This is a genomic window from Pseudomonas sp. 3A(2025), from assembly GCF_054589175.1.
In genome coordinates this window covers 204,457-225,407 of the sequence record NZ_BAAILM010000008.1, presented here as the reverse complement: position 1 = coordinate 225,407, position 20,951 = coordinate 204,457, and the positions used below count along the sequence as shown (strand labels likewise).

Annotated in this window: 23 protein-coding genes and 1 other RNA gene; 11 read left to right on the top strand and 13 right to left on the bottom strand. The window is 63.1% G+C overall.

The window, feature by feature from the left end; genetic code table 11:
• The 6 genes from ACYP2A_RS03200 to ACYP2A_RS03175 all read left to right on the top strand — a co-directional run.
• Nucleotides 1-608, top strand: a 608-nt coding sequence (locus tag ACYP2A_RS03200; protein ID WP_459742677.1) for an amino acid ABC transporter ATP-binding protein, incomplete at its 5' end; no start/stop codon positions are given.
• Complete coding sequence (locus ACYP2A_RS03195; RefSeq protein ID WP_459742675.1) at nucleotides 605-1,894, top strand: FAD-dependent oxidoreductase; 1,290 nt, start codon at nucleotides 605-607, stop codon at nucleotides 1,892-1,894. The genes ACYP2A_RS03200 and ACYP2A_RS03195, both read left to right, overlap by 4 nt.
• Nucleotides 1,894-2,616, top strand: coding sequence for an SDR family NAD(P)-dependent oxidoreductase (locus tag ACYP2A_RS03190; RefSeq protein ID WP_459742673.1), 723 nt, complete (start codon nucleotides 1,894-1,896; stop codon nucleotides 2,614-2,616). The genes ACYP2A_RS03195 and ACYP2A_RS03190 overlap by 1 nt, the downstream gene beginning before the upstream one ends.
• Entirely contained in the window at nucleotides 2,616-3,998 is a 1,383-nt protein-coding gene (locus tag ACYP2A_RS03185) for an MmgE/PrpD family protein (protein WP_459742672.1), read from the top strand. Before ACYP2A_RS03190 ends, ACYP2A_RS03185 begins: the two co-directional genes overlap by 1 nt.
• Nucleotides 3,995-5,239 carry a dipeptidase gene (locus ACYP2A_RS03180; protein WP_459742670.1) on the top strand — a complete coding sequence of 415 codons (1,245 nt, stop codon included), beginning with the start codon at nucleotides 3,995-3,997 and terminating at the stop codon, nucleotides 5,237-5,239. Before ACYP2A_RS03185 ends, ACYP2A_RS03180 begins: the two co-directional genes overlap by 4 nt.
• Nucleotides 5,240-5,339: 100 nt before the next feature.
• Nucleotides 5,340-6,728 carry an HDOD domain-containing protein gene (locus tag ACYP2A_RS03175; protein WP_459742668.1) on the top strand — a complete coding sequence of 463 codons (1,389 nt, stop codon included), beginning with the start codon at nucleotides 5,340-5,342 and terminating at the stop codon, nucleotides 6,726-6,728.
• A gap of 27 nt (nucleotides 6,729-6,755) precedes the next feature.
• On the opposite strand, the gene ACYP2A_RS03170 is transcribed toward ACYP2A_RS03175, so the two are convergent.
• The 4 genes from ACYP2A_RS03170 to ACYP2A_RS03155 form a co-directional block, all read right to left on the bottom strand.
• Nucleotides 6,756-7,976: a 2-octaprenyl-3-methyl-6-methoxy-1,4-benzoquinol hydroxylase gene (locus ACYP2A_RS03170; RefSeq protein ID WP_459742666.1), complete on the bottom strand. Its 1,221-nt coding sequence runs from the start codon at nucleotides 7,974-7,976 to the stop codon at nucleotides 6,756-6,758.
• 49 nt (nucleotides 7,977-8,025) lie between these two features.
• Nucleotides 8,026-9,213 carry a 2-octaprenyl-6-methoxyphenyl hydroxylase gene (gene ubiH / locus ACYP2A_RS03165; protein WP_459742664.1) on the bottom strand — a complete coding sequence of 396 codons (1,188 nt, stop codon included), beginning with the start codon at nucleotides 9,211-9,213 and terminating at the stop codon, nucleotides 8,026-8,028.
• Nucleotides 9,210-10,544 carry a Xaa-Pro aminopeptidase gene (pepP, locus tag ACYP2A_RS03160; RefSeq protein WP_459742662.1) on the bottom strand — a complete coding sequence of 445 codons (1,335 nt, stop codon included), beginning with the start codon at nucleotides 10,542-10,544 and terminating at the stop codon, nucleotides 9,210-9,212. Before pepP ends, ubiH begins: the two co-directional genes overlap by 4 nt.
• A 78-nt stretch (nucleotides 10,545-10,622) precedes the next feature.
• Nucleotides 10,623-11,186 (bottom strand): YecA/YgfB family protein, encoded by a 564-nt coding sequence (locus ACYP2A_RS03155; RefSeq protein ID WP_459742661.1) that lies wholly within the window; start codon nucleotides 11,184-11,186, stop codon nucleotides 10,623-10,625.
• Nucleotides 11,187-11,374: 188 nt separating this feature from the next.
• Here ACYP2A_RS03155 and ACYP2A_RS03150 point away from each other — a divergent pair, with 188 nt between their 5' ends.
• The 4 genes from ACYP2A_RS03150 (at nucleotide 11,375) to ACYP2A_RS03135 (ending at nucleotide 12,804) form a co-directional block, all read left to right on the top strand.
• Nucleotides 11,375-11,584: a TIGR02449 family protein gene (locus tag ACYP2A_RS03150; RefSeq protein ID WP_459742659.1), complete on the top strand. Its 210-nt coding sequence runs from the start codon at nucleotides 11,375-11,377 to the stop codon at nucleotides 11,582-11,584.
• Complete coding sequence (locus ACYP2A_RS03145) at nucleotides 11,581-11,910, top strand: cell division protein ZapA (protein WP_459742657.1); 330 nt, start codon at nucleotides 11,581-11,583, stop codon at nucleotides 11,908-11,910. The genes ACYP2A_RS03150 and ACYP2A_RS03145 overlap by 4 nt, the downstream gene beginning before the upstream one ends.
• Before the next feature lie 30 nt (nucleotides 11,911-11,940).
• A non-coding RNA gene (ssrS, locus tag ACYP2A_RS03140) (6S RNA) lies at nucleotides 11,941-12,118 on the top strand.
• Between the two features lie 83 nt (nucleotides 12,119-12,201).
• Nucleotides 12,202-12,804, top strand: coding sequence for a 5-formyltetrahydrofolate cyclo-ligase (locus ACYP2A_RS03135; RefSeq protein WP_459742655.1), 603 nt, complete (start codon nucleotides 12,202-12,204; stop codon nucleotides 12,802-12,804).
• Nucleotides 12,805-12,812: 8 nt separating this feature from the next.
• Here the strand turns inward: ACYP2A_RS03135 and ACYP2A_RS03130 are convergent, their stop codons facing one another.
• A complete protein-coding gene (locus ACYP2A_RS03130; RefSeq protein WP_459742653.1) occupies nucleotides 12,813-12,965 on the bottom strand; it encodes a hypothetical protein in 153 nt (50 codons plus the stop codon).
• Nucleotides 12,966-13,149: 184 nt separating this feature from the next.
• Between ACYP2A_RS03130 and ACYP2A_RS03125 the strand changes: the two genes are divergently transcribed.
• Nucleotides 13,150-13,608 (top strand): EVE domain-containing protein, encoded by a 459-nt coding sequence (locus tag ACYP2A_RS03125; RefSeq protein WP_459742651.1) that lies wholly within the window; start codon nucleotides 13,150-13,152, stop codon nucleotides 13,606-13,608.
• Between the two features lie 13 nt (nucleotides 13,609-13,621).
• Here the strand turns inward: ACYP2A_RS03125 and ACYP2A_RS03120 are convergent, their stop codons facing one another.
• The 8 genes from ACYP2A_RS03120 to ACYP2A_RS03085 form a co-directional block, all read right to left on the bottom strand.
• Nucleotides 13,622-14,032: a flagellar basal body-associated protein FliL gene (locus ACYP2A_RS03120; RefSeq protein WP_459742649.1), complete on the bottom strand. Its 411-nt coding sequence runs from the start codon at nucleotides 14,030-14,032 to the stop codon at nucleotides 13,622-13,624.
• A 72-nt stretch (nucleotides 14,033-14,104) separates the two neighbouring features.
• Complete coding sequence (locus ACYP2A_RS03115) at nucleotides 14,105-14,590, bottom strand: TonB family protein (protein ID WP_459742647.1); 486 nt, start codon at nucleotides 14,588-14,590, stop codon at nucleotides 14,105-14,107.
• Nucleotides 14,591-14,742: 152 nt separating this feature from the next.
• Nucleotides 14,743-15,408 (bottom strand): gamma-glutamylcyclotransferase, encoded by a 666-nt coding sequence (locus ACYP2A_RS03110; RefSeq protein ID WP_459742645.1) that lies wholly within the window; start codon nucleotides 15,406-15,408, stop codon nucleotides 14,743-14,745.
• Nucleotides 15,409-15,647: 239 nt separating this feature from the next.
• Entirely contained in the window at nucleotides 15,648-16,613 is a 966-nt protein-coding gene (locus ACYP2A_RS03105; protein WP_459742644.1) for a CDP-6-deoxy-delta-3,4-glucoseen reductase, read from the bottom strand.
• Nucleotides 16,613-18,079, bottom strand: a complete 1,467-nt coding sequence (gene ubiD, locus ACYP2A_RS03100; RefSeq protein ID WP_459742643.1) for a 4-hydroxy-3-polyprenylbenzoate decarboxylase — start codon at nucleotides 18,077-18,079, stop codon at nucleotides 16,613-16,615. Before ubiD ends, ACYP2A_RS03105 begins: the two co-directional genes overlap by 1 nt.
• 116 nt (nucleotides 18,080-18,195) lie before the next feature.
• Complete coding sequence (rho, locus tag ACYP2A_RS03095; protein ID WP_056841185.1) at nucleotides 18,196-19,455, bottom strand: transcription termination factor Rho; 1,260 nt, start codon at nucleotides 19,453-19,455, stop codon at nucleotides 18,196-18,198.
• 238 nt (nucleotides 19,456-19,693) lie between these two features.
• Complete coding sequence (gene trxA, locus ACYP2A_RS03090) at nucleotides 19,694-20,023, bottom strand: thioredoxin TrxA (RefSeq protein WP_459742642.1); 330 nt, start codon at nucleotides 20,021-20,023, stop codon at nucleotides 19,694-19,696.
• 124 nt (nucleotides 20,024-20,147) lie between these two features.
• Nucleotides 20,148-20,852, bottom strand: a complete 705-nt coding sequence (locus ACYP2A_RS03085; RefSeq protein ID WP_459742641.1) for a FadR/GntR family transcriptional regulator — start codon at nucleotides 20,850-20,852, stop codon at nucleotides 20,148-20,150.
• Between the last annotated feature and the right edge of the window lie 99 nt (nucleotides 20,853-20,951).

The following is a 20,951-nucleotide window of genomic DNA, read 5'->3' as shown; positions in this document are numbered from 1 at the left end:
GCAAAAGCACCGTGCTGCGCTGCATCAACGCCCTGACCGCGCTGGACGGCGGCTCGATCCAGGTGGCCGGGGTGCGTGTCGACGACCGCCGGCTGGACGCGCAGGCGCTGCGTCGGCGGGTCGGTATCGTATTCCAGGGCTACAACCTGTTCCCGCACCGCACCGTGCTGCAGAACGTGATGATGGCGCCCATTCAGGTGCTGGGCCGCAAGCGCGGCGAAGTCGAGGTCCAGGCCCGTGCGCTGCTGGCCAAGGTGCGCCTGGACGGCAAGGAAAACGCCTACCCCGGCGAATTGTCCGGCGGCCAGCAGCAGCGTGTGGCGATTGCCCGCAGCTTGTGCATGCAGCCCGAGGTCATGCTGTTCGACGAAGTCACTGCCGCGCTGGACCCGGAGACGGTCAAGGAAGTGCTGACGGTGATTCAGGAGATCGCCGCCGAAGGCATGACCTGCCTGCTGGTCACCCACGAGATGCGCTTTGCCCGCCAGGCCGCCGATTACGTGTTCTTCATGGACCAGGGCCGTGTGGTCGAGCATGCAGACGCCGAAAGCCTGTTCGATCGCCCGCAAGACCCGCGTACAAGGGCCTTTCTGGACAAGGTGCTATGAGCCAGGCCTTGCTGAGCCGCCGCTTGCAGACCGGCGGTCGCCCGGCGCTGCGGGTCGACGTCGCAGTGGTCGGCGGCGGTGCGGCCGGTGTGGCGGCGGCACTGGCGGCGGCCGAGTGCGGGCGCTCGGTGGCGTTGATCGAGGACTACGGTTTTCTCGGCGGCACCGCGACCGTGGCCGGCGTGCAGTCCTACTGCGGCTTCTATACACGAGGGGAGGCGCCCGAGCAGGTGGTCGCCGGTATGGGCCAGCGCGTGCTCGACGGCTTGCGGGCCATGGGCCTTGATATCGCCCCGGTGCGGCAAAGCTCCGGCAACTGGATCATCCTGCTCGACCCCGAACGCCTCAAGCGCGTGCTCGACCGTCTGGTCGAAGAGGCCGGCATCCAGACCTTGTTGCATTGTCGCGTGGTGGCCACCGACTTGCAGGGCGGCAAGATCCAGACCTTGCTGTGCAGCGACCCCGATGGGCTGTTTCAGGTCGAGGCGCGCACGGTGGTCGATGCCACCGGCAATGCCAACATTGCTGCCATGATCGCCCCGCAAAGCGTGCGCCCGCGCATTCAGGCTGCCACGCTGACGGCGCGCATCACCTCTGTCGACAGCGCTTGCCAATGGACTCGCAGCGACCTGGAGGCGGCGGCTGCCGATTACCGGCAACGTACCGGCCATCCGCTGGCGCGGGCCAATGGCGGCTTCTTTGTGCGCCTGCCGTGGTCCAACAGTTACTGGGCGATGATGGTCGATGTCGATTTGCCCGACTGCACCAGCTCCAGCCTTAGCCGTGCCGAAAGCGAAGCCCGGGCGATTGCCCACGACTATCTCGATTCCCTGCGCCGTGTGGTGCCCGGCTTTGCCGCCGCACAACTGGAAGTCACTGGCCCACGGCTGGGCATTCGCGGCACCCGCAGCGTGCGTTCGCAGCAGGATGTACGGGCCTGCGACTTGCTCGAAGCGCGGCGCCGCGCCGATGGCATTGCCCGTTCCGGCTGGCCCTGCGAACTGCACCCGTGCCCCGGCGTGACCGAATATCAACCGATTGCCGGCAACGGCTGGTTTCACGTGCCGTACGGCGCGTTGATTCCCGACGGCTGCTGCAACCTGTGGCTGGCCGGCAGTTGCATCGGCGCCGACGATCAGGCCTTTGGCTCGATACGGGTCATGGGCTGCGCCTTTGCCACCGGGCATGCGGCCGGTGTCGCGGCGGCCCTGTCGTGTGGCCTGGCGCAGCGTGCGCCGCTGGCCGCGATCAAAACCACCTTACTGGAACAAGGAGCGATCCTGTGATGACGCACGACAACACGGTGCGCCGGGTACTGGTCACCGGCGCCGCCAGCGGCATCGGCCGCGCCGTGGCCCTGGCGTTTCTTGAGCAAGGTTGCGAGGTGATCGGTTGGGACCTTGAGCCTGACACGGTGAGTGAATACCCGGTGCAGACCGTCGATATTCGTGACCCGGATGCGCTGCATCGCGCCGCCGCCGGCCTGGACCGCCTCGATGTGCTGGTCAACTGCGCCGGCATTGCCCGGCGCGGGCATGCCGCGACCTTGTCGGTCGAGGACTGGCAGGCGGTGATCGACACTAACCTTAGCGGCACGTTTTACGCCTGCCAGGCAGCGTTTCCCGCGCTCAAGGCTTCCAATGACGGGCTGATCATCAATATCGGCTCGTTCGTCGCCCATCGCGCCGGCCCCGGCCGTGCCAGTTATGTGGCGAGCAAGGCCGGTGTGGTGGCGATGACCCAGGTGTTGGCGCTGGACTTTGCCGAGTTCGGCATCCGCGCCCTGTCGGTCAGCCCCGGCTACACGCGCACCGACATGGTCGACAGGGCACTGCAGGCCGGTCGCCTCGATGAGCAGCGCCTGCTGTCGCGCATTCCGGCGCGGCGTCTGGCGCAACCGAACGAAATTGGCCGGGCGGTACGTGCCCTGGCCGATCCTGCTTTTCAATACGCCAACGGCAGCGACTTTGTGATCGACGGCGGCATCATGGCAAACGGTGTGGATTAATGGCGACGACAACGATAGATGGGCAAACGATAGACAGGCAATGGGCCGATAACCATCTGGCCCTGCTGGCCGCACCGCTGCCCGCGCAAACGGCGGCCATGCTTGGCTTGTTGGTGGCCGACACCGTAGCGATTGCCAGTCATGCGCGGCGCAAACAGCTGGGCGGTACGCAGGTGGACCAGGCGCTGGTTCAGGTGCACGCCACAGGCTGCTCGGTCTGGGGCGCGGACTTTGTTGTCAGCGCCAGCGATGCCGCGTTTCTCAATGGTTGCGCGGCCGAGGCGCTGGATTTTCAGGAAGTGCTGATCAACCCGCGCAACAACGGCCATGCCGCCGTGGTGATCGTGCCGACGCTGCTGGCCCTGGCCGAACAGCGTGGCATTGGCGGCGAGCGTTTGCTGCGCGCCTTGTGGATTGCCTTTGCGGCCAATGTCAGCCTGGCGCAAGCGTTGGGCCGCTCGCACCGCACCGGGCAGGCGGGCTTTCGCACTACCTCCTTGATCGCGCCGATTGCCGCCAGCCTGGGTGCGGCGGCCTTGATCAGCGACGACAACGAACTGGCCCTGCACGCGGCGGCCATCACTGCCACGACCCTGAGCGCAGGGTTGCTCTCGGCCTTGTCGCCCAAGGTCGGCAGCTACAGCCTCGACAAGGACCTGGCCGTGGGCTTCAGCGCCCGCAATGCCCTGCAATCGGTGCTGCTCGCCGAGGCCGGCGCGACCGGGCCGAAGACGTCGCTGACCGGCGAGCATGGCTGGCTGGCCAGCTTCGGCTTCGATTCGGCGCAGCCTGAGCAGCTGTTGATCGACCCGTTGGCCGTGGACCTTGGCGCTTATGCGCTCAAAGCTTACCCGGCCTGCTTCGGCTGCCAGTCGGCGATCCGCGCAGCCCTGGAAGGCGGCGCTGAACTGGACCTGGCGCACGTGACCCGCGTGCGCGTGGAGGTCAATCAGGGCAGTGCCAGTTCGCTGTCGACCCGTGTCATCGGTAATCACCTGGCGGCGCGTTTCAGCCTGCCGTATGCGGTGGCCAGCGCGCTGGTGCGTCAGCGTTCGGTGCTGGAAGATTTTGAGCCGGCGGCGATCAAGGATGCACAGGTGCTGGCGTTCATGCCGCGTATCGAGGTGGTGGCCAGCCCCGAGCTGACCGCGCAGCAAAAGGCGACCGGCGGCTTCCCGGCGGTGCTGGTGTTTTTTCACGGCGAGCGCGAAGTGGCCCGGTTCAGCCGTTCAGGGCCGTTCGACGGCCTGGAGGCGGATGCGCGTCAGGCGCTGTTCGAGGACAAACTGCAGCAGCTTTGCGAGCCTGCGTTGCGCGAGCGACTGCTGGGGCTGCTGACCGCACCTGAGAGCATCGCGCAGTTGTTCGGACACCCGCTGTGAAGCGCTGCGCCTGGCTACTGGCTGGCGCATTGCTGTGCGCAGCGGGCGTAAAGGCGGCACCGGTCAGCGAACAGGCGCTGGCGCTGCATCAGCGTTTGCTGGTGCTCGACAGCCACATGGACACCTCGCGGCAACTGGTGCGGCCGGGCTGGGACATTCTGCAACGGCATGATTTTGCCAGCGACCTGTCGCAGGTCGACCTGCCGCGCATGCTGGAAGGCGGACTGGATGGCGGTTTCTGGGCCATCTACACGCCGCAGGGTGAGCGCAGTGTGGCGGGGCGCTCGCAAGATGCCGCCTATGGCTTGTCGCAACTGTTGCGCCTGCGTGACCTGACCGAGCGTTATCCACAACTGTTCGGCCTGGCGCTGACCTCCGATGATGCCCGGCGTATTGCCGCAGCGGGCAAGCGCGTGGTGCTCATCAGCATGGAAAACGCCCAGCCATTGGCGGCCGATCCGGCGTTGCTGGCCACCTATCAGCGCCAGGGCTTGCGCATGCTCGGGCTGGTGCACAGCAGCAACAGTGATCTGGCCGACTCGGCCACCGCCATCGCTGAATGGCACGGGTTGAGCCCGACGGGCCGCGAGCTGGTGCAGCGCGCCAACTGCCTGGGCGTCGTGCTGGATGCCTCGCACGCCTCGGATCAGGCCTTCGATCAGATGCTTGAACTGTCGCGCACGCCGATCATTCTTTCGCACTCGTCCAGCCGGACAATCAACCCTCATCCGCGCAATCTCGACGATCAGCGGCTGTTGCGCCTGGCGGCACGCGGCGGGGTCATTCAGGTCAATACCTACAGCAGCTACCTGTCGACGCAAAAAGCCGACCCGCGCCGCGACATCGCCTTGCGCCCGCTGTACACCCGTTTGCGGCAGATGGCTGCGCTGACTCAGCCCGAGTTCAGCGAACTGGCCGCACAGATCGCCGAAGTGGAACGCCAATACCCCAAACCACAGGCCAGCCTCGACGACTTCATGAAGCATCTGCTGCATGTTCTGGAACTGGTAGGGCCTGAGCATGTCGGAATCGGTGCCGACTGGGACGGTGGTGCCGACTGGGACGGTGGTGGCGGGCTGGTCGACCTGGCGGATGTGGCGCAATTGCCACGCATCACCGAGCGGCTGTTACAGGCCGGTTACAGCGAGCAGAACATTGCGGCGATCTGGGGCGAAAACCTGCTGCGCGTGCTGGATCAGGCCCAGGCGTTTGCCGCCCGTCCTGACAGCGGCTGCCCGTAGGACCGGCCGGGTTTTTTCATCCGTCCCCGTCTTTTTTCGGCTGATGGCTATATACCGGCGATGGCATTGGCTAAGGTGAAGGCATCGATGTCGGAGAGTGATGATGGCCGCTGTAGATTTGCTTGGCGTACCGCGCGTATTGATCGCAGAGTCCGATCCCTGGGTTCGCGAGACCCTCAGTGATCTGGTCCTGAGCGTACGTGCCGATGTCGAGCTGGAGGTGTGCACCGATGGCCGACAGGCTGTCGAATGGATGAAAGGCCATCTGCCCGATCTGATCATTGCGGCCCGTGAACTGCCGTCTATCGATGGCCTGAGTCTGCTGCGCGGGGTGCGCAAGCTGCGCCGCCAGCCGCCTATCCCCTTCATCCTGCTCAGCAGCCGCAGCGACACCGCCAGTGTGCGCGAAGTCTTGCCGCTGGCGCCCACCGCATACCTGACCAAGCCGCTGAACAGTGAAGGCCTGCGCCAACGGCTGCGCAGCCTGTTGGTGGAGTGCTCGACCGACGGGGCGGTCAAAGTGCCCGGCATGACCCTGACCCGGTTTCTCGACACCCGCCGGGAAACCGCCGACGGCGCGCCGCTGTTTGTCGATGTCGAGTCGGCGCTGGGGCTTAGTCAGGGGGCCAAGGGCCTGGATGTGCACCTGCTTGAGCAAGAACTGCGCAACGACCCGCATATCACTGCGGTACTGATTGCCGCCGCCAACACCGCCGCCCAGCATCTGGGCAAACCGGTGCAGACCCTCGGCGGGGCACTGGCCACGCTGGGGGCGACTCAAAGCGCACACATTGCGGCCAATCTGGGTAAAAAGCGTGTTGCCGTGCTGACCCATGACGGCTTGCTGGCCAAGGCCAGCGCGCTGTGGCTGATGTCGCAGCGTACCGGCGACTACGCGCGCATTCTGGCGCGCATGCTCGAATTGAATCAGGAGCGTTGTTTTACCGCCGGGCTGTTGCAGTCGCTGGGCGATCTGGCGGTGCTTGGCTGTTTGCAGGAGTGGCTACTCAACGGCGGCAAGCTGGACGACAACACCATCACGCAGATGCTGGAACAATACTCGGCCGCCTACGGCTCGGCCCTGCGCACCCGCTGGCGCCTGCCGCTGGAGCTGCGCGAACTGATCGCAGCGATTTATCAGTACAACACCGGCGTCTTCACCCGCGAAGTGCTGGCGATGAACCTGGCCGGCGAAATGGCCCGGCTCAGCGATGAGCAAAGCGTCACCCTTCTGCTCAAGTCGAAACCGGCACGCTTGCTCAAACTGGGCGTCGATGACCTGCAACGCCTGCGCAAGAAGCTCACCGGGGTCACGGACCCTAGCCTGGTGGCACTGACCAACGAGCCGCTTGAGGACGTGGCGGTGGTGGAGGCCGAGGTCGAAGACGACCTGCCGGACTTGCTCGACCTGACCCCGGAGCCCGAACGCTCGATGGAAGAAGAGCTCTCGCCGGATACCTCTGAAACACCGGCCACCCCGCTCCAGTAAACGTACGCCGGGCCTGCACACGGCGACTCAGATTTTCGCCAGCATCGGCATCTCGCCAGATAACCCCAGTGCTTCGCGCACGAACATGGCTTTGACTTCGGGCAAGCCGTTGACCACTTTCAGGCCGGTGTTGCGCAGCCAGCGCAAGGATAGCCGGTCGTCCTGAAACAGCCGCTCGAAGCCTTCCATCGCCGCCATCAGGCTCAGGTTGTGCGGCATACGCCGGCGTTCGTAGCGGGCCAGCACGCGTTCATCGGCAAGCTTTTCGCCACGCGCCGCCGCGTGCAGCAGCACTTCGGCCAGGACCGCTGCATCCAGAAAACCCAGGTTCACGCCTTGCCCGGCCAGCGGGTGGATGGTGTGGGCGGCGTCGCCGATCAACGCAAGGCCGGGGGCCACATAGCGCTTGGCGTGGCGCTGGCGCAGCGGCACGCACATCCGGGCGTCGGCATGCAGTACGGTGCCCAGTTGCCCCTCGAAGGCGCGCTCCAGTTCGGCGCTGAACGTGTCGCTGTTCAGCGCCATCAAGCGCTCGGCCTCGACCGGGGTCACCGACCAGACGATCGAGCACCAGTGTTCGCCTTCGCGCACCAGCGGCAGAAAAGCCAGCGGGCCGTCGTCGGTGAAACGTTGCCAGGCCGTGCGCCCATGCGGTTGTGCGGTGCGCACGCTGGTGACGATGGCGTGGTGCAGGTAATCCCATTCGCGGGTCGGTGTGCCGCTCAGGCGGCGAATGGCCGAGTGCGCGCCGTCGGCGCCGACCACCAGCGGCGCGCGCAGGCGGCGGCCGTCGGCCAGGGTCAGCAGCCAGTCGTCGCCGGAGTGGCGCAACTGTTCGATACGGGCCTGCGCCAGCAGGCCGATGTCGCTGTCGTGCAGGCGTTCAAGCAGTGCGTCCTGAACCACGCGGTTCTCGACGATATGACCAAGGACATCGGCGTGCACGCTGGCCGCCGAAAAGTGAATCTGCCCGGTGCCGCTGCCATCCCAGACCTGCATCTGCGCGTAGGGGCTCAGGCGCCGGGCAACGATGCCGTCCCAGGCGCCCAGGCGTTCAAGGATGCGCTGGCTGGCCGCCGACAGCGCGCTGACGCGCGGCTCGAACGGCGCCTGCGGGTCGAACGGTTCGACGCTCATCGAGCCGCCGTCGACCACCAGCACATCCAGGCCGCTGCCTTGCAACGCCAGGGCCAGGGCACTGCCGACCATGCCGGCTCCAACGATCAGCACATCTGCGCGGGTTTCCATGGTTCAGATCACTCGTGTGGGGCGCGCAGGCCGGGTGGTGTTTAGAGGCTCAGGCATCGGGTCGCGTTCCCAGACCCATGGCCTGCCGGGCGAACCAGCGTTTGGCCGGCGGCAGCAGGTCCAGGCCCAGCAGGCCCAGGTTACGTCCGGCGGTGACCACCGACTGGGTGCTGCCGAACAGCCGTGTGACCTTGTCGGAAAAGCCCACGGTCAGTTGCTGGTCGAGTTGCTGGCGGTCGCGGTAGCGTTGCAGGGTCGCCAGGTCACCCGGCGTGCCGGGGCTTTCAAGCAGCGTGCGGGCCAGTGCATCGGCGTCGCGCAGCGACAGGTTGAAGCCCTGCCCGGCAATCGGGTGCAGGCTGTGCGCGGCGTTGCCGAGGACCACCAGGTGCGAGCGCACCTGTTCATCGGCCTCGATCAGCGTCAGCGGGTACACGTGGCGTGCGCCGACCTGGCACAAACGCCCCAGGCGGTAGCCGAACACGTCCTGCAGCTCACTCAGGAAACTGCGCTCATCGAGGGTTGCCAGGCGCTGGGTGTCGTCGCCGGTGCGGGTCCAGACCAGCGCACAGCGGTTTTCCGGCAGCGGCAGCAGGGCCATCGGGCCTTGCTCGGTGAAGCGTTCGAAGGCCTGGCCGCAGTGGGCTTCGGCAGGGCTGATATTGGCGATCAGCGCGCTCTGGCCGTAAGGCCGCTGACGTACGCCGATGCCCAGTTGTTCGCGCAGGCTGGAGCGCCCGCCGTCGGCCAGCACGGCCAGGTCGCATTCCAGCTCGGTTTCGTCACTCAAGGTCAGCCGATAGCCCTGGTCGACCGGCTGCATCTTGCGCACCTCGGCCGGCACCCGCCAACTGATTACCTCGGGATCCAGACCCTGCCACAGGCATTGGCCCAGCCAGGCGTTTTCGACCACATAGCCCAGCGCCGGCACGCCTTCTTCGAGCGCCGACAGGCGGGTCGAGCCAAAGCGGCCACGATCGGACACCTGAATCTGCAGAATCGGCTCGGCCCGCCGGGCAATTTCCTGCCACAGGCCCAGGCGCTCATAGATGCGCCGGGCACCGAATGACAGCGCCGACGAGCGGGCGTCGTAGCTGGGCTGATACGTATCGCCCGGCGCGAATGGCTCGATCAGCACGATCTTCCAGCCGCGCTCGCGGGCGCCGGCTTGCAGGGCCAGGGCCAGGCTGGCGCCGACCAGCCCGCCACCGACGATGGCCAGGTTGAAGCGGCTCATGCGGCCTGCACCCTGGCGGCGGCCATCAAGGCTTCGATTTCAGCCACGGTTTTTGGCACATCGCGGCTCAAGATGTCGCAACCCTGGCGGGTCACCACCACGTCGTCTTCGATTCGCACACCGATCCCTCGCCATTTCTTCGCGACCGTCTTGTTGTCTGTCGCAATATAGATGCCTGGTTCAACGGTCAGTGCCATGCCAGGCTCCAGCACACGCCACTGGCCACCGACCTTGTAGTCGCCGACATCGTGGACATCCATGCCCAGCCAGTGGCCGGCACGGTGCATGTAGAACGCCTTGTGCGCGTCACTGGCGATCAAAGTCTCGACATCGCCCTTGAGCAAGCCTAGCTCGACCAGCCCGGCAGTGATGACCCGTACCGTGGCTTCGTGCGCTTCGTTCCAGTGCCGGCCGGGGCCGATCGCCTCGAAGGCGGCGTGCTGGGCTTTGAGCACCAGTTCGTAGATCGCCTTTTGCTCCGGTGAAAACCTGCCGCTGACCGGAAAGGTGCGGGTGATGTCGCTGGCATAGCAGTCGATCTCGCAGCCAGCGTCGATCAACACCAGATCACCGTCCTTGAGCGCCGCGTTGTTTTCCTGATAGTGCAGGATGCAGGCGTTGCGGCCCGAGGCGACAATCGAGCCATAGGCCGGCATGCGCGCGCCGCCCTTGCGAAATTCATATTCCAGCTCGGCTTCCAGGCTGAATTCATGCAAACCGGCTCGGCTGGCCTGCATCGCCCGCACATGGGCGCGGGCCGACACTTGCGCTGCATAGCGCATGACCTTGACCTCGGCCGCCGATTTATACAGGCGCATGTCGTGCAGCAGATGATCCAGCGCAACGAACTCGTTCGGCGGTTGTGCGCCCAGATGGGCCTTGGAGCGAATGGTGTTGATCCATTCCATCAGGTGCCGGTCGAATTCGGGGTTGCTGCCCATGGCCGAATACACCCGGTCACGGCCTTCGATCAGGCCCGGCAGGATGTCGTCGATGTCATTGATCGGAAACGCATCGTCGGCGCCGTAATCGCGCACCGCGCCTTCCTGGCCGGCGCGCAGGCCGTCCCACAGTTCGCGCTCGGGATTGCGTTCACGGCAAAACAACACGTATTCGCCGTATTCACGGCCCGGAATCAGCACCACGACCGCTTCGGGCTCAGGAAAACCGCTCAGGTACTGAAAGTCGCTGTCCTGACGATAGACATGCTCGACATCGCGGTTGCGAATCGCCACCGCTGCCGCCGGCAGAATGGCAATGCTGTCGGGTTCCATCTGCGCCATCAAGGCCTTGCGGCGCCGGGCGTACTCGGACTTCGGGATATGCATCATGGGTAATGGGCGTCCCCGTTCAAACGGTGTGAAAACAGGCCGTTGGCAATGCCTTCACACCGGGTTTGCGGTATGGGATCAGTGCAGCGAAGGTTTGGCTTCGGCTGCCGGTGCAGCGCTGGCCTTGGCGCACTCGGTGAACAGCAGTAGCGGTGCGACGCGCAGGTATTCCATGACTTCCATGTAATCGCTTTCGCCGTCTTCGGACTCTTCCAGCGCATCCTGAACCTGAGCGATGGCCGCCAGGTCCTGAAGCACTTCAGTGGCTTCCGGGCTGATCACCCGGTCACCGGCGGCCAGACCAAAGCCTGACAGAAAGCCCTGGCACCACTGGCCCAGTGCTGCGGCGCGCTCGGTCAGCGCTTCATCGTCACCGGGCAGCAACAGCACCACGGTCATGTCGTCGCTGGTCAGCTCGCCCTTGACCATTTCCTGCAGTCCGACCAAGGCCTGGCGCACGTTATCCTGCGGCTCGGTTTCGAGCAGGATCGAGGCATCGGCGAACCAGCTTTCGGTATCGAAGCCGGCGCCGGCGCAGCTGCGGCCAAGCAACATGCCATGCAGTTCGGCAGGAGAGACCGGATGGCCGCCGCTGGCGAGCAGGGTGGCGAAGGCTTTGTAGGGAGAATTTTGAGTGGGCATGGGCAACTGGTCGCCAAACGGCGCTATGTCTAGAATGAAGGCCTTGTATCGTAGGGGCTGATAGCGTTGCAGCACAAGCTGAACCCCACAAACTATCTGCAAGGTTCGAGTGTCCAACAGACTCTTGAAAGCCGTGCAGCCGGCACTGCCAATCATGCCACCCATCTGAAAGTCATCTGTGAGGCTCCATGCAAGACACTGATCTACAAGCGTTGATGGCCCGCCTGGAGCTGTTGCTTGAACGTGTCGAGCAACTAAAAAGCCAGAATGCGTTCCTATTAGCTCAGCAAAAGACCTGGCGCGAGGAACGCGCCCATCTCATTGAAAAGAACGAAATCGCCCGGCAGAAGGTCGAGTCACTGATTTCGCGCCTCAAAGCCCTGGAGCAAGACTCATGAGCAATGGCAACAGCGTTACCGTGCAAATCCTCGACAAGGAATATTCCATCAGTTGCCCGGCCGAGGAACGCGCCAACCTGGTCAGCGCTGCCCGCTACCTCGATGGCAAGATGCGGGAAATCCGCACCACCGGCAAAGTCATCGGTGCCGACCGCATTGCCGTCATGGCCGCCCTGAACATCACCCACGACCTGCTGCATCGCCAGAATCTGCCAGACGTGCAGGCCAGTGGTTCGACGCGTGAGCAGGTGCGCGACTTGCTTGAGCGGGTCGATCTTGAGCTGTCTGGCGATGCCCCCAATAGTGGCAGTTCGTCGCACAGCTGATTATTTCGTAACGTTTCTGTATACTTGCGCCGCTCCCTGGAGTGTTTGCCAGTCGGTCATGTCCCTGAGCCGATACGCACAACCACGGGGGTTGCACGTGGAGTTGGTGTGCATGTCCGCCCGACGGAAAGCCTTAAAACTTCCTGCAATCTCCACCTTGAACTTTCGGGTTCAAGGGCTACACCGACAGCGGCTCGTCGGGGAGTCTTGATTCAAGCCATTGTCAGGTAAAGCCCGGCAATGGCTTTCTCTTTCCTCAATTCGAGGATCTGCCTGCATGACACTTCGCTCATGATCAGCGCCGCATCAATGTCTCGTGTGCAACTGCGCCGCCACTTGCGTAAAACGCGCCGTGCCCTGAGCCGCAGCCAGCAAAACGCTGCCGCACGCGGGCTCTACCGGCAACTGGCACAACACCCGCTGTTTCGCCGCGCCCGGCATGTCTCGCTGTACCTGGCCAATGACGGCGAAATCGATCCGCGTCTGCTGCTTGAAGCGGCTCAGCGGCGTGGCAAGTCGGTGTATTTGCCGGTGCTCAATGCCTGGCCCAGAACCCGGATGGTGTTCCAGCGCGTACAGCGTGGCGAGGCGTTCAAGCCCAATCGTTTCGGTATTCCAGAGCCGCTGATCAACCGCGCAAAGCAGCGGCCGATCTGGGCACTGGATCTGATTTTGATGCCGTTGGTGGGCTTCGACGAGCAGGGCGGGCGTCTGGGCATGGGCGGCGGTTTCTACGACCGCAGCCTGGCGTACCGCAGCCGCCGAAAAACCTGGCGCAAGCCGACGCTATTGGGCCTGGCCCACGAATGTCAGAAAGTCGAGCAGTTGGCCCTGGCCAGTTGGGATATCCCGCTGCAGGGCACGGTGTCAGATAAGCGTTGGTATCTGGCGTAAGCGGTCACTCAATGACGGCCCGGAACCTTTTGCTGTTGCTGGACGATTTCCAGCGGCGCGTCAGGCTTGTTGGTCCACAGGCTTTGCGCATAGCCGGTGGTGACGATGCCCAGGCCGAACAAGATGACAAGAATCCAGAGAAGGTCCGGCTTGCGATTCACTGATTGCCTCCTGAAGCGAATCAAAAACGTGGTCAGCAGCGGGGGAAGGTGAGGGACCGTTCTGGCTGCGTGGTACGAAAGGGAGCGCATTTTGCGGTAACGTGACGCAGTACGCAAATCATGAATTCAACCGGTCGTCGGTTTGTCATGAACTTGTATTAACCCTTTTTCAGGAGTGTTGCGCGTGGCCTACTGGCTGATGAAATCCGAACCCGACGAGTTCTCGATCAGCGACCTAAAACGCCTGGGCAACGCCCGCTGGGACGGTGTGCGCAACTATCAGGCGCGCAATTTTCTGCGCAGCATGGTCGAGGGGGACGCATTCTTTTTCTACCACTCGAGCTGCCCGCAGCCCGGTATCGCCGGCATTGGCAGTATCGTGCGCAGCGCCTACCCCGACCCGGCGGCGCTCGATACGGACAGCCATTATTTCGATGCCAAGGCCAGCCCTGAGAAAAATCCCTGGAGCGCCATCGACGTGGGCTTTACCGAGATTTTCCCCAAGGTACTGGGGCTGGACTGGCTCAAGCAGCAACGCGCGCTCGAAGAGCTGCCGCTCGTGCAAAAGGGCAGCCGCCTGTCGGTGATGCCTGTGACCGCCGAGCAGTGGGCCGCGATTGTGGCGTTAGCGGGCGGCAAATAACCGCCCCACCGGCTTACTGTGCAATCAGGTTATTGAACAGCAAGTCTTCGACGATCGGCTTGCCTTCCTCGTCGTTCATGATCTGCTGGACCTGCTTGAGCGCTTCCTGACGCAGGCTTTCCTTGGCCTCGGCAGTGCCCATGCTCTCGACCGTTTGCTGAGCGAACAGTGCGACCAACTGGTTACGGATCAATGCATCGTTGCGCTTGACCGCTGCCTGGGCGTCGGCACCGGTGACGCGCACGGCGATGTCGGCTTTGTACACGCGCACCTTGGGGCCGCCATCCAGGGCATAGTTGCCCACGAAAGGCGGCGTCAGGCTCACATAGGCCGCCTTCGGCGCGCCTTCTTCTTCCTTCTTTTCTTCTGCCTGCGCCAGGGCAGGCAGCGACAAGGCCAGCAACATCAGGATCCACGCTTTCACAGTCCACTCCTTCAATACGGTTAGCGCCGGGCTGCGCAGTCTACAGCGTTTGAATCGACGCCTGCCGAATGCTCATCCAGCCGGGTTGGCGTTGTTGTGAGCATATCGGCAAGCGCTGGAAAAGGAATAGGCTGAAAGGCTTGCCTGGGCAAGCAACGTAAAGCCTTTTCTGTTCATCACTCTCAAAGGCTGGATTCTGGGCACCGGCAGGAAGATCAGTTCAGTGGTCACTTTCAGGCTGGCAGGTGCATGCCGGGTTACACGCCAGGGCCGGGCACGCCATTGCTGTACGGCGGCCACTACACCCTTTTCAAAACCAGAATGGTTGCTCTTGATAATCCTGACTTTCTGCACCGAGCCGTCATGGCGAACCGTAAAGGCAATCTTGACGCGCCCCAGCAAATGGCTTGAGAGCATTTCAGCGGGATAGGCGGGTGCTTCGCGCGCGACAAACTCCAGCCGCGCCTGCCCGGCTGCAGCGGTTGCGCTGAATATCAGCAGGCCAACCATGATCCAGAAACAAGCCCTGCCGGGTGACCCTGATCCAAGCCATTTCATCCCCACCTCCAGCGCAAAAACGCCGGTATGGCGTCATGCCTGCAATGCTAGAGCGGATGGTGGTTGCGGGTAAGTTCATGGCGTCCGAGACGGCTGTAGGAGAACTCCGAAATATCTTGTATCCGTCTGAACGAGGTGGATACACATCGGTTTCAGGACAGCGAACCGCAGCGTTTGAGGCGCGCTTCCAGAACCTTGTCCGGCATGGCGTGGTTGCGCAGTGCCTGGGCGGTCTGGTGCACGTAGTCGCGGGTGGTGCCGGAGCGGCCGCAGGCGCTGGCCAGTACCTGGCTGAGTACGCTGTCGGGCAGGTTGCCGGCGTAGCTGGGTAAATGGCGTTCCAGCACGAAACCCAGCGCTTGAACCTTGCGGCCGTCTTCGAGGCGGCAACTGAGCCAGTGCGGGCGATAGGAGGGGTAAGGCATTTCGCGCTTCCACAGCGCCAGCAAGGATTCTTCGAGGCATTCTTCGCCCAGCCGATAGGCAAAGCCTGTGCAGGAGCCGCCGCGATCAAGGCCGAACACCAGGCCCGGGGTGTCGGGTGTGCCGCGATGTTCGTGGGACCACAGGTACAAACCGCGATGATAACCGTGCACTTTGGCGCGCTGACGCTCCACGGCGGGGCATTCGGGGCGCCAGATCAGCGAGCCGTAGGCGAACAGCCAGACCGGGCCGCCTTCGTGGCCTTGCAAGGTGGCGTGCATCGAGGCCAGCAATTGTTCATGGGTCAGTTGCGGTCCGAGGTCGATGCTCGGTGGGTAGGTCAGGCCCAGACCGTTGTGCACGGCGGCTGACAGCTCGTTGACTGGGTTATCCATCTGTCTCCCTGGCAGCGTCCGAAGGCGTGGTCTGCCGGTGTTGCAAATAACGTCTGGCGATTGAAAAAGTGTTCGATGGATCGATATCGAACAACGCTTCAATACTGGCATGAAGCAATTTTTAATCCAACCGCGAAGGGCGCGCGGCAGGCTTCAGATCAGCGGAATATAAGACCGTTTAAGGATAAGAAGCTGTGCAAACGCCATAAGACGTCGCAACAGCGGCCGGGCGGCCGCCGTTATCGGGGGGCGTAGGCGAAGACGTCAGCGCGCATGCGGTGGGCGTCCATGCCCGCTTCGACCAGGGCATCCAGGGTGGCGTAGATCATGGCCGGTGAGCCGCTGGCATAGACATGCACGGCCGACAGGTCGGCAATGTCTTCACGCACCGCTTCATGCAGCATGCCGCAGCGGCCTTCCCAGCCGCACAGGTCGCTGACGACCTTGTGCAGGAACAGGTTGGGTACTTGCAGCCACTCATCCCAATGGCCGATAGCGTAGAAGTCTTCCGGGCGGCGCACGCCCCAGTACAAGTGCACCGGGTGCTTGAAGCCTGCGGCGCGGCAGTGTTCGATCAGGCTGTGCATCTGCGCCATGCCGGTGCCGGCGGCGATCAGCACCAGCGGCCCGTCGGGCAGTTCGGCCAGGTGGGTGTCGCCGAACGGCAGTTCGACCCGTGCCAGACCGTCGCGTTGCAGTTGCGCCAGCAGGGCCTGCGAGCCGGCCTCGCGGGCCAGCACATGCAACTCAAGATCACGGCCACGGTGCGGCGCACTGGCCAGCGAGAACGCGGACTTGTCGCCATTTTCGCGCTCGATCATCAGGTATTGCCCGGCGTGGTAGCGCGGTGGCTTGCCGGCCGGGGCGCGCAGGCCGATGCGCCAGACATCGCCGCCCACCGGCGTGCATTCGCTCAACTGGCACGCCAGGCGGCGCACCGGCAGTTCGCCCAATGCCAGCACGCCATCCCACAGCAGCACGCAGTCTTCAAGCGGCTCGGCGAGGCAGGTGTAGACCTCACCATGATCATGCGCCTGCCCGCCTTGCAGCACCTGGCCTTCGACCAGCAAGGCGGCGCACACATGGCAGTTACCGTTGCGACAGCTGTTCGGACATTCGTAGCCCAGGCGCTGTGCGGCCGCGAGAATGGCCTCGCCGGGCAGGGTTTCCAGCACCGCGCCCGAGGGCTGCAAGGTGACGCGCATCAGTTTATTCCCAGTTGGTTCCAGATCTCGTCGACACGGCGCGTGACGGCCTCGTCCTTGACGATCGCGCGGCCCCATTCGCGGGTGGTTTCACCCGGCCATTTGTGCGTGGCGTCCAGACCCATCTTCGAACCCAGGCCAGACACCGGCGAGGCGAAGTCCAGATAATCGATGGGCGTGTTCTCGATCATCACCGTGTCGCGCTTGGGGTCCATGCGCGTGGTGATGGCCCAGATCACGTCGTTCCAGTCGCGCGCGTTGATATCGTCGTCGGTGACGATAACGAATTTGGTGTACATGAACTGTCGCAGGAACGACCACACACCCAGCATCACGCGCTTGGCATGGCCGGGATACTGTTTCTTGATGGTCACCACCGCCATGCGATACGAACAGCCTTCGGGGGGCAGGTAGAAGTCGACGATTTCCGGAAACTGCTTCTGCAGGATCGGGACGAACACTTCGTTGAGCGCCACGCCGAGAATCGCCGGTTCATCCGGTGGCCGGCCGGTGTAGGTGCTGTGGTAGATCGGCTTGACCCGATGGGTGATGCGCTCGACGGTGAACACCGGAAAGCTGTCGACTTCGTTGTAGTAGCCGGTGTGGTCGCCATACGGGCCTTCATCGGCCATTTCGCCGGGATGGATCACCCCTTCGAGAACGATTTCGGCACTGGCCGGCACTTGCAGGTCGTTGCCACGACACTTGATCAGCTCGGTGCGGCTGTCGCGCAGCAGGCCGGCGAAGGCGTACTCCGACAGGCTGTCGGGCACCGGCGTCACGGCGCCAAGAATGGTCGCCGGGTCCGCGCCCAGGGCCACGGCCACCGGAAATGGCTGGCCAGGGTGTTTGGCGCACCATTCCTTGAAGTCCAGCGCGCCGCCGCGGTGGCTGAGCCAGCGCATGATGACCTTGTTGCGGCCAATCACCTGCTGGCGATAGATGCCCAGGTTCTGGCGCTCTTTGTTCGGCCCGCGGGTGACGGTCAGGCCCCAGGTGATCAGCGGCGCGACATCGCCCGGCCAGCAGGTTTGTACCGGCAGCAGGCCCAGGTCGACATCGTCGCCTTCGATGACCACTTCCTGGCACGGCGCATCCTTGACCACCTTGGGGGCCATGGCGATGACTTTCTTGAAGATCGGCAGCTTCGACCAGGCGTCCTTGAGCCCCTTGGGCGGCTCGGGCTCCTTGAGGAAAGCCAGCAATTTGCCGATTTCGCGCAGTTCGGCGGTGGTCTCGGCGCCCATGCCCATGGCCACCCGCTCAGGGGTGCCGAACAGGTTGCCCAGCACCGGAATATCGAAACCGACAGGCTTTTCGAACAACAGGGCCGGGCCCTTGGCACGCAGGGTGCGATCACAGATCTCGGTCATTTCCAGGACTGGGGAAATGGGCATCTGGATACGTTTCAACTCTCCGCGCTGCTCAAGCTGCTGCACGAAATCCCTAAGATCCTTGAATTTCATCGACCCGGCCACTTTCTGAAATAGGTGCGTATCGTACCTGCTCCAGAGCATGGCTTGGGCACACAGCCAAAAAAAATGGCGTCCCGAAGGGCGCCATTCTTTTCAGCTACTGCCTGTCACTTGCGTTTCATCGACAGGAAGAACTCATCGTTGGTCTTGGTCGTCTTGAGCTTGTCGATCAGGAACTCGATGGCCGCGACTTCATCCATAGGGTGCAGCAGCTTGCGCAGGATCCACATACGCTGCAGCTCGTCGTCGGCGGTCAGCAACTCTTCGCGGCGGGTGCCGGAGCGGTTGATGTTGATGGCCGGGAAGACGCGCTTCTCGGCGATCTTGCGGTCCAGGGGCAGTTCCATGTTGCCGGTACCCTTGAACTCTTCGTAGATCACTTCATCCATCTTCGAGCCAGTTTCGATCAGCGCGGTGGCGATGATGGTCAGCGAGCCGCCTTCTTCGATGTTACGCGCAGCGCCGAAGAAGCGTTTCGGCTTCTCGAGGGCGTGGGCGTCGACACCACCGGTGAGGACCTTGCCGGAGCTCGGGATCACGGTGTTGTAGGCACGTGCCAGACGGGTGATGGAGTCGAGCAGAATGACCACGTCCTTCTTGTGCTCGACCAGGCGCTTGGCTTTTTCGATGACCATTTCGGCAACCTGCACGTGGCGGGTTGGCGGCTCGTCGAAGGTCGATGCAACCACTTCACCGCGCACGGTGCGCTGCATTTCGGTCACTTCTTCCGGGCGCTCGTCGATCAGCAGAACGATCAGGTGCACTTCAGGGTTGTTACGCGTGATGTTCGACGCGATGTTCTGCAGCATGATGGTCTTGCCGGCCTTTGGCGGCGCAACGATCAGGCCACGCTGGCCCTTGCCGATCGGCGCACACAGGTCGATCACCCGACCGGTGAGGTCTTCGGTGGAGCCGTTACCGGCTTCCATCTTCATGCGGATGGTCGGGAACAGCGGCGTGAGGTTCTCGAACAGGATCTTGTTCTTCGCGTTCTCTGGACGGTCGTAGTTGATCGTGTCGACCTTGAGCAGTGCGAAGTAACGCTCGCCTTCTTTTGGCGGGCGGATCTTGCCAACGATGGTGTCACCGGTGCGCAGGTTGAAGCGACGGATCTGGCTGGGCGAGACGTAGATGTCGTCCGGGCCGGCAAGATAGGAAGCATCTGCGGAACGCAGGAAACCGAAGCCGTCCTGGAGGATCTCCAGCACGCCATCACCGGAGATTTCCTCACCGCTTTTAGCGTGCTTCTTGAGCAGGGAGAAAATCACATCCTGCTTGCGCGAACGGGCCATATTTTCTATGCCCATCTGTTCGGCCATTTCGAGCAGATCGGTAATCGGCTTTTGCTTGAGTTCAGTCAGGTTCATATGGGAATGAAGTAATCGTATATGAGGGGAAATTAAGCGTTTGGCTTAATGAGACCGCGCCGCAGAGATGGCGAAAGGATCGCGTACTGAATCGAAAGGAGAGCGTCGGCGACGGCTTGCAGGGGGCTAAGGGAGAAACCATAGCGGGGCCGAATGTAACACCTGAATTTGCAGGCGTCTAGTATGGGAGCCGAAAAAAAACCCCGCGATTTGCGGGGTCTTGAACAGGCGGCAAGTCTTACAGGTGAGCGTCGAGGAACGCCTGCAGTTGCGACTTCGACAGCGCGCCAACCTTGGTGGCTTCGACATTGCCGTTCTTGAACAGCATCAGCGTCGGGATACCACGCACGCCGTGCTTGGCCGGGGTGTCCTGGTTGTCGTCGATGTTCAGCTTGGCGACGGTCAGCTTGCCTTCGTAGGTCGATGCGATGTCGTCCAGAACCGGGGCAATCATCTTGCACGGGCCGCACCACTCAGCCCAGTAGTCAACCAGCACAGGGCCTTGAGCCTTGAGTACATCGGCTTCAAAGCTGGCGTCGGTGACGTGTTTGATCAGGTCGCTACTCATGGAATTCTCCGAGGTGTCAGGCTAAAAAAACGTCGCCCATCATAACGGGCCTGCCGGCATTCAGGAAGTCGGCGATGATTGAGTCTGTCTATCATTGCCCATGAGTCAGCGTATAGGGCGCCATTCAGGTCGCCGGTGAGACGAACACGATTCCGGTGCGCAAGGCCGCGCCGCGAATGTGCTCCTGCATGGCGCGTTGTGCCGGGCCGCTGGCATGGCGTGCCAGCGAGCGCAGGATCTTGCGGTGTTCCTGCCAGGTTTCCATGGCCCGCGAGGCCCGGATGAAGGGCATTTTCTGGCTCTCCAGAAAAATATCGGCGCCGGAGGTCATGATGCCGAGGATCGCCTGATTACCGCTGGCCACCAGAATCAGCCGGTGAAACTCGAAGTCCAGCCTGCCTGCTGCCTCGAAATCACCGGCGCGTAGCTCCAGGCGCATGGCCTCGACGTTGTCTTCAAGCACATCGCATTCGTCGGCGGTCAGTGTCACCGCGGCAAGACCTGCCGCAAAGCCCTCCAGCGCATAGCGCAACTGAAACGTGTCGGCCGGTGAAACCAGAGCGCCCTGAGGCCACGAAAAACCCTGGCTGCGCGGTTGTGGTTCACTCAATGACTGAACGAACACGCCTTTACCGGGTTGCACGCTGACCACGCCCATGGCGCTGAGCGAAGACAAGGCTTCGCGTAGCGACGCCCGGCTGACCCCCAGTAAAACCGCCAGATCACGCTGCGATGGCAGGCTGTCGCCAGGCTGATAGCCCTGCTCGGCAATCAGTTTACGGATGGCCCTGAGGGCCGATTCGGGTACGGCGAGGGAAGTCGTGAGCATTACTGTTCAGGCCAGTCTGTCCGGTAAAAACCCCTTTTATCCTTAACTACGCCGGCGGGCAAGCGACGCCCATTGCTGGGGCGACGGGGCCTGACGGCG

Bases quoted from the DNA above. Each gene is read 5' to 3' on its own strand.
- ACYP2A_RS03195 (WP_459742675.1), top strand. From the start codon at position 605: ATGAGCCAGGCCTTGCTGAGCCGCCGCTTGCAGACCGGCGGTCGCCCG.
- ACYP2A_RS03190 (WP_459742673.1), top strand. From the start codon at position 1,894: ATGACGCACGACAACACGGTGCGCCGGGTACTGGTCACCGGCGCCGCC.
- ACYP2A_RS03185 (WP_459742672.1), top strand. From the start codon at position 2,616: ATGGCGACGACAACGATAGATGGGCAAACGATAGACAGGCAATGGGCC.
- ACYP2A_RS03175 (WP_459742668.1), top strand. From the start codon at position 5,340: ATGATGGCCGCTGTAGATTTGCTTGGCGTACCGCGCGTATTGATCGCA.
- ACYP2A_RS03170 (WP_459742666.1), bottom strand. From the start codon at position 7,976: ATGGAAACCCGCGCAGATGTGCTGATCGTTGGAGCCGGCATGGTCGGC.
- ubiH (WP_459742664.1), bottom strand. From the start codon at position 9,213: ATGAGCCGCTTCAACCTGGCCATCGTCGGTGGCGGGCTGGTCGGCGCC.
- pepP (WP_459742662.1), bottom strand. From the start codon at position 10,544: ATGATGCATATCCCGAAGTCCGAGTACGCCCGGCGCCGCAAGGCCTTG.
- ACYP2A_RS03155 (WP_459742661.1), bottom strand. From the start codon at position 11,186: ATGCCCACTCAAAATTCTCCCTACAAAGCCTTCGCCACCCTGCTCGCC.
- ACYP2A_RS03150 (WP_459742659.1), top strand. From the start codon at position 11,375: ATGCAAGACACTGATCTACAAGCGTTGATGGCCCGCCTGGAGCTGTTG.
- ACYP2A_RS03145 (WP_459742657.1), top strand. From the start codon at position 11,581: ATGAGCAATGGCAACAGCGTTACCGTGCAAATCCTCGACAAGGAATAT.
- ACYP2A_RS03135 (WP_459742655.1), top strand. From the start codon at position 12,202: ATGATCAGCGCCGCATCAATGTCTCGTGTGCAACTGCGCCGCCACTTG.
- ACYP2A_RS03115 (WP_459742647.1), bottom strand. From the start codon at position 14,590: ATGAAATGGCTTGGATCAGGGTCACCCGGCAGGGCTTGTTTCTGGATC.
- ACYP2A_RS03110 (WP_459742645.1), bottom strand. From the start codon at position 15,408: ATGGATAACCCAGTCAACGAGCTGTCAGCCGCCGTGCACAACGGTCTG.
- ACYP2A_RS03105 (WP_459742644.1), bottom strand. From the start codon at position 16,613: ATGCGCGTCACCTTGCAGCCCTCGGGCGCGGTGCTGGAAACCCTGCCC.
- ubiD (WP_459742643.1), bottom strand. From the start codon at position 18,079: ATGAAATTCAAGGATCTTAGGGATTTCGTGCAGCAGCTTGAGCAGCGC.
- rho (WP_056841185.1), bottom strand. From the start codon at position 19,455: ATGAACCTGACTGAACTCAAGCAAAAGCCGATTACCGATCTGCTCGAA.
- trxA (WP_459742642.1), bottom strand. From the start codon at position 20,023: ATGAGTAGCGACCTGATCAAACACGTCACCGACGCCAGCTTTGAAGCC.
- ACYP2A_RS03085 (WP_459742641.1), bottom strand. From the start codon at position 20,852: ATGCTCACGACTTCCCTCGCCGTACCCGAATCGGCCCTCAGGGCCATC.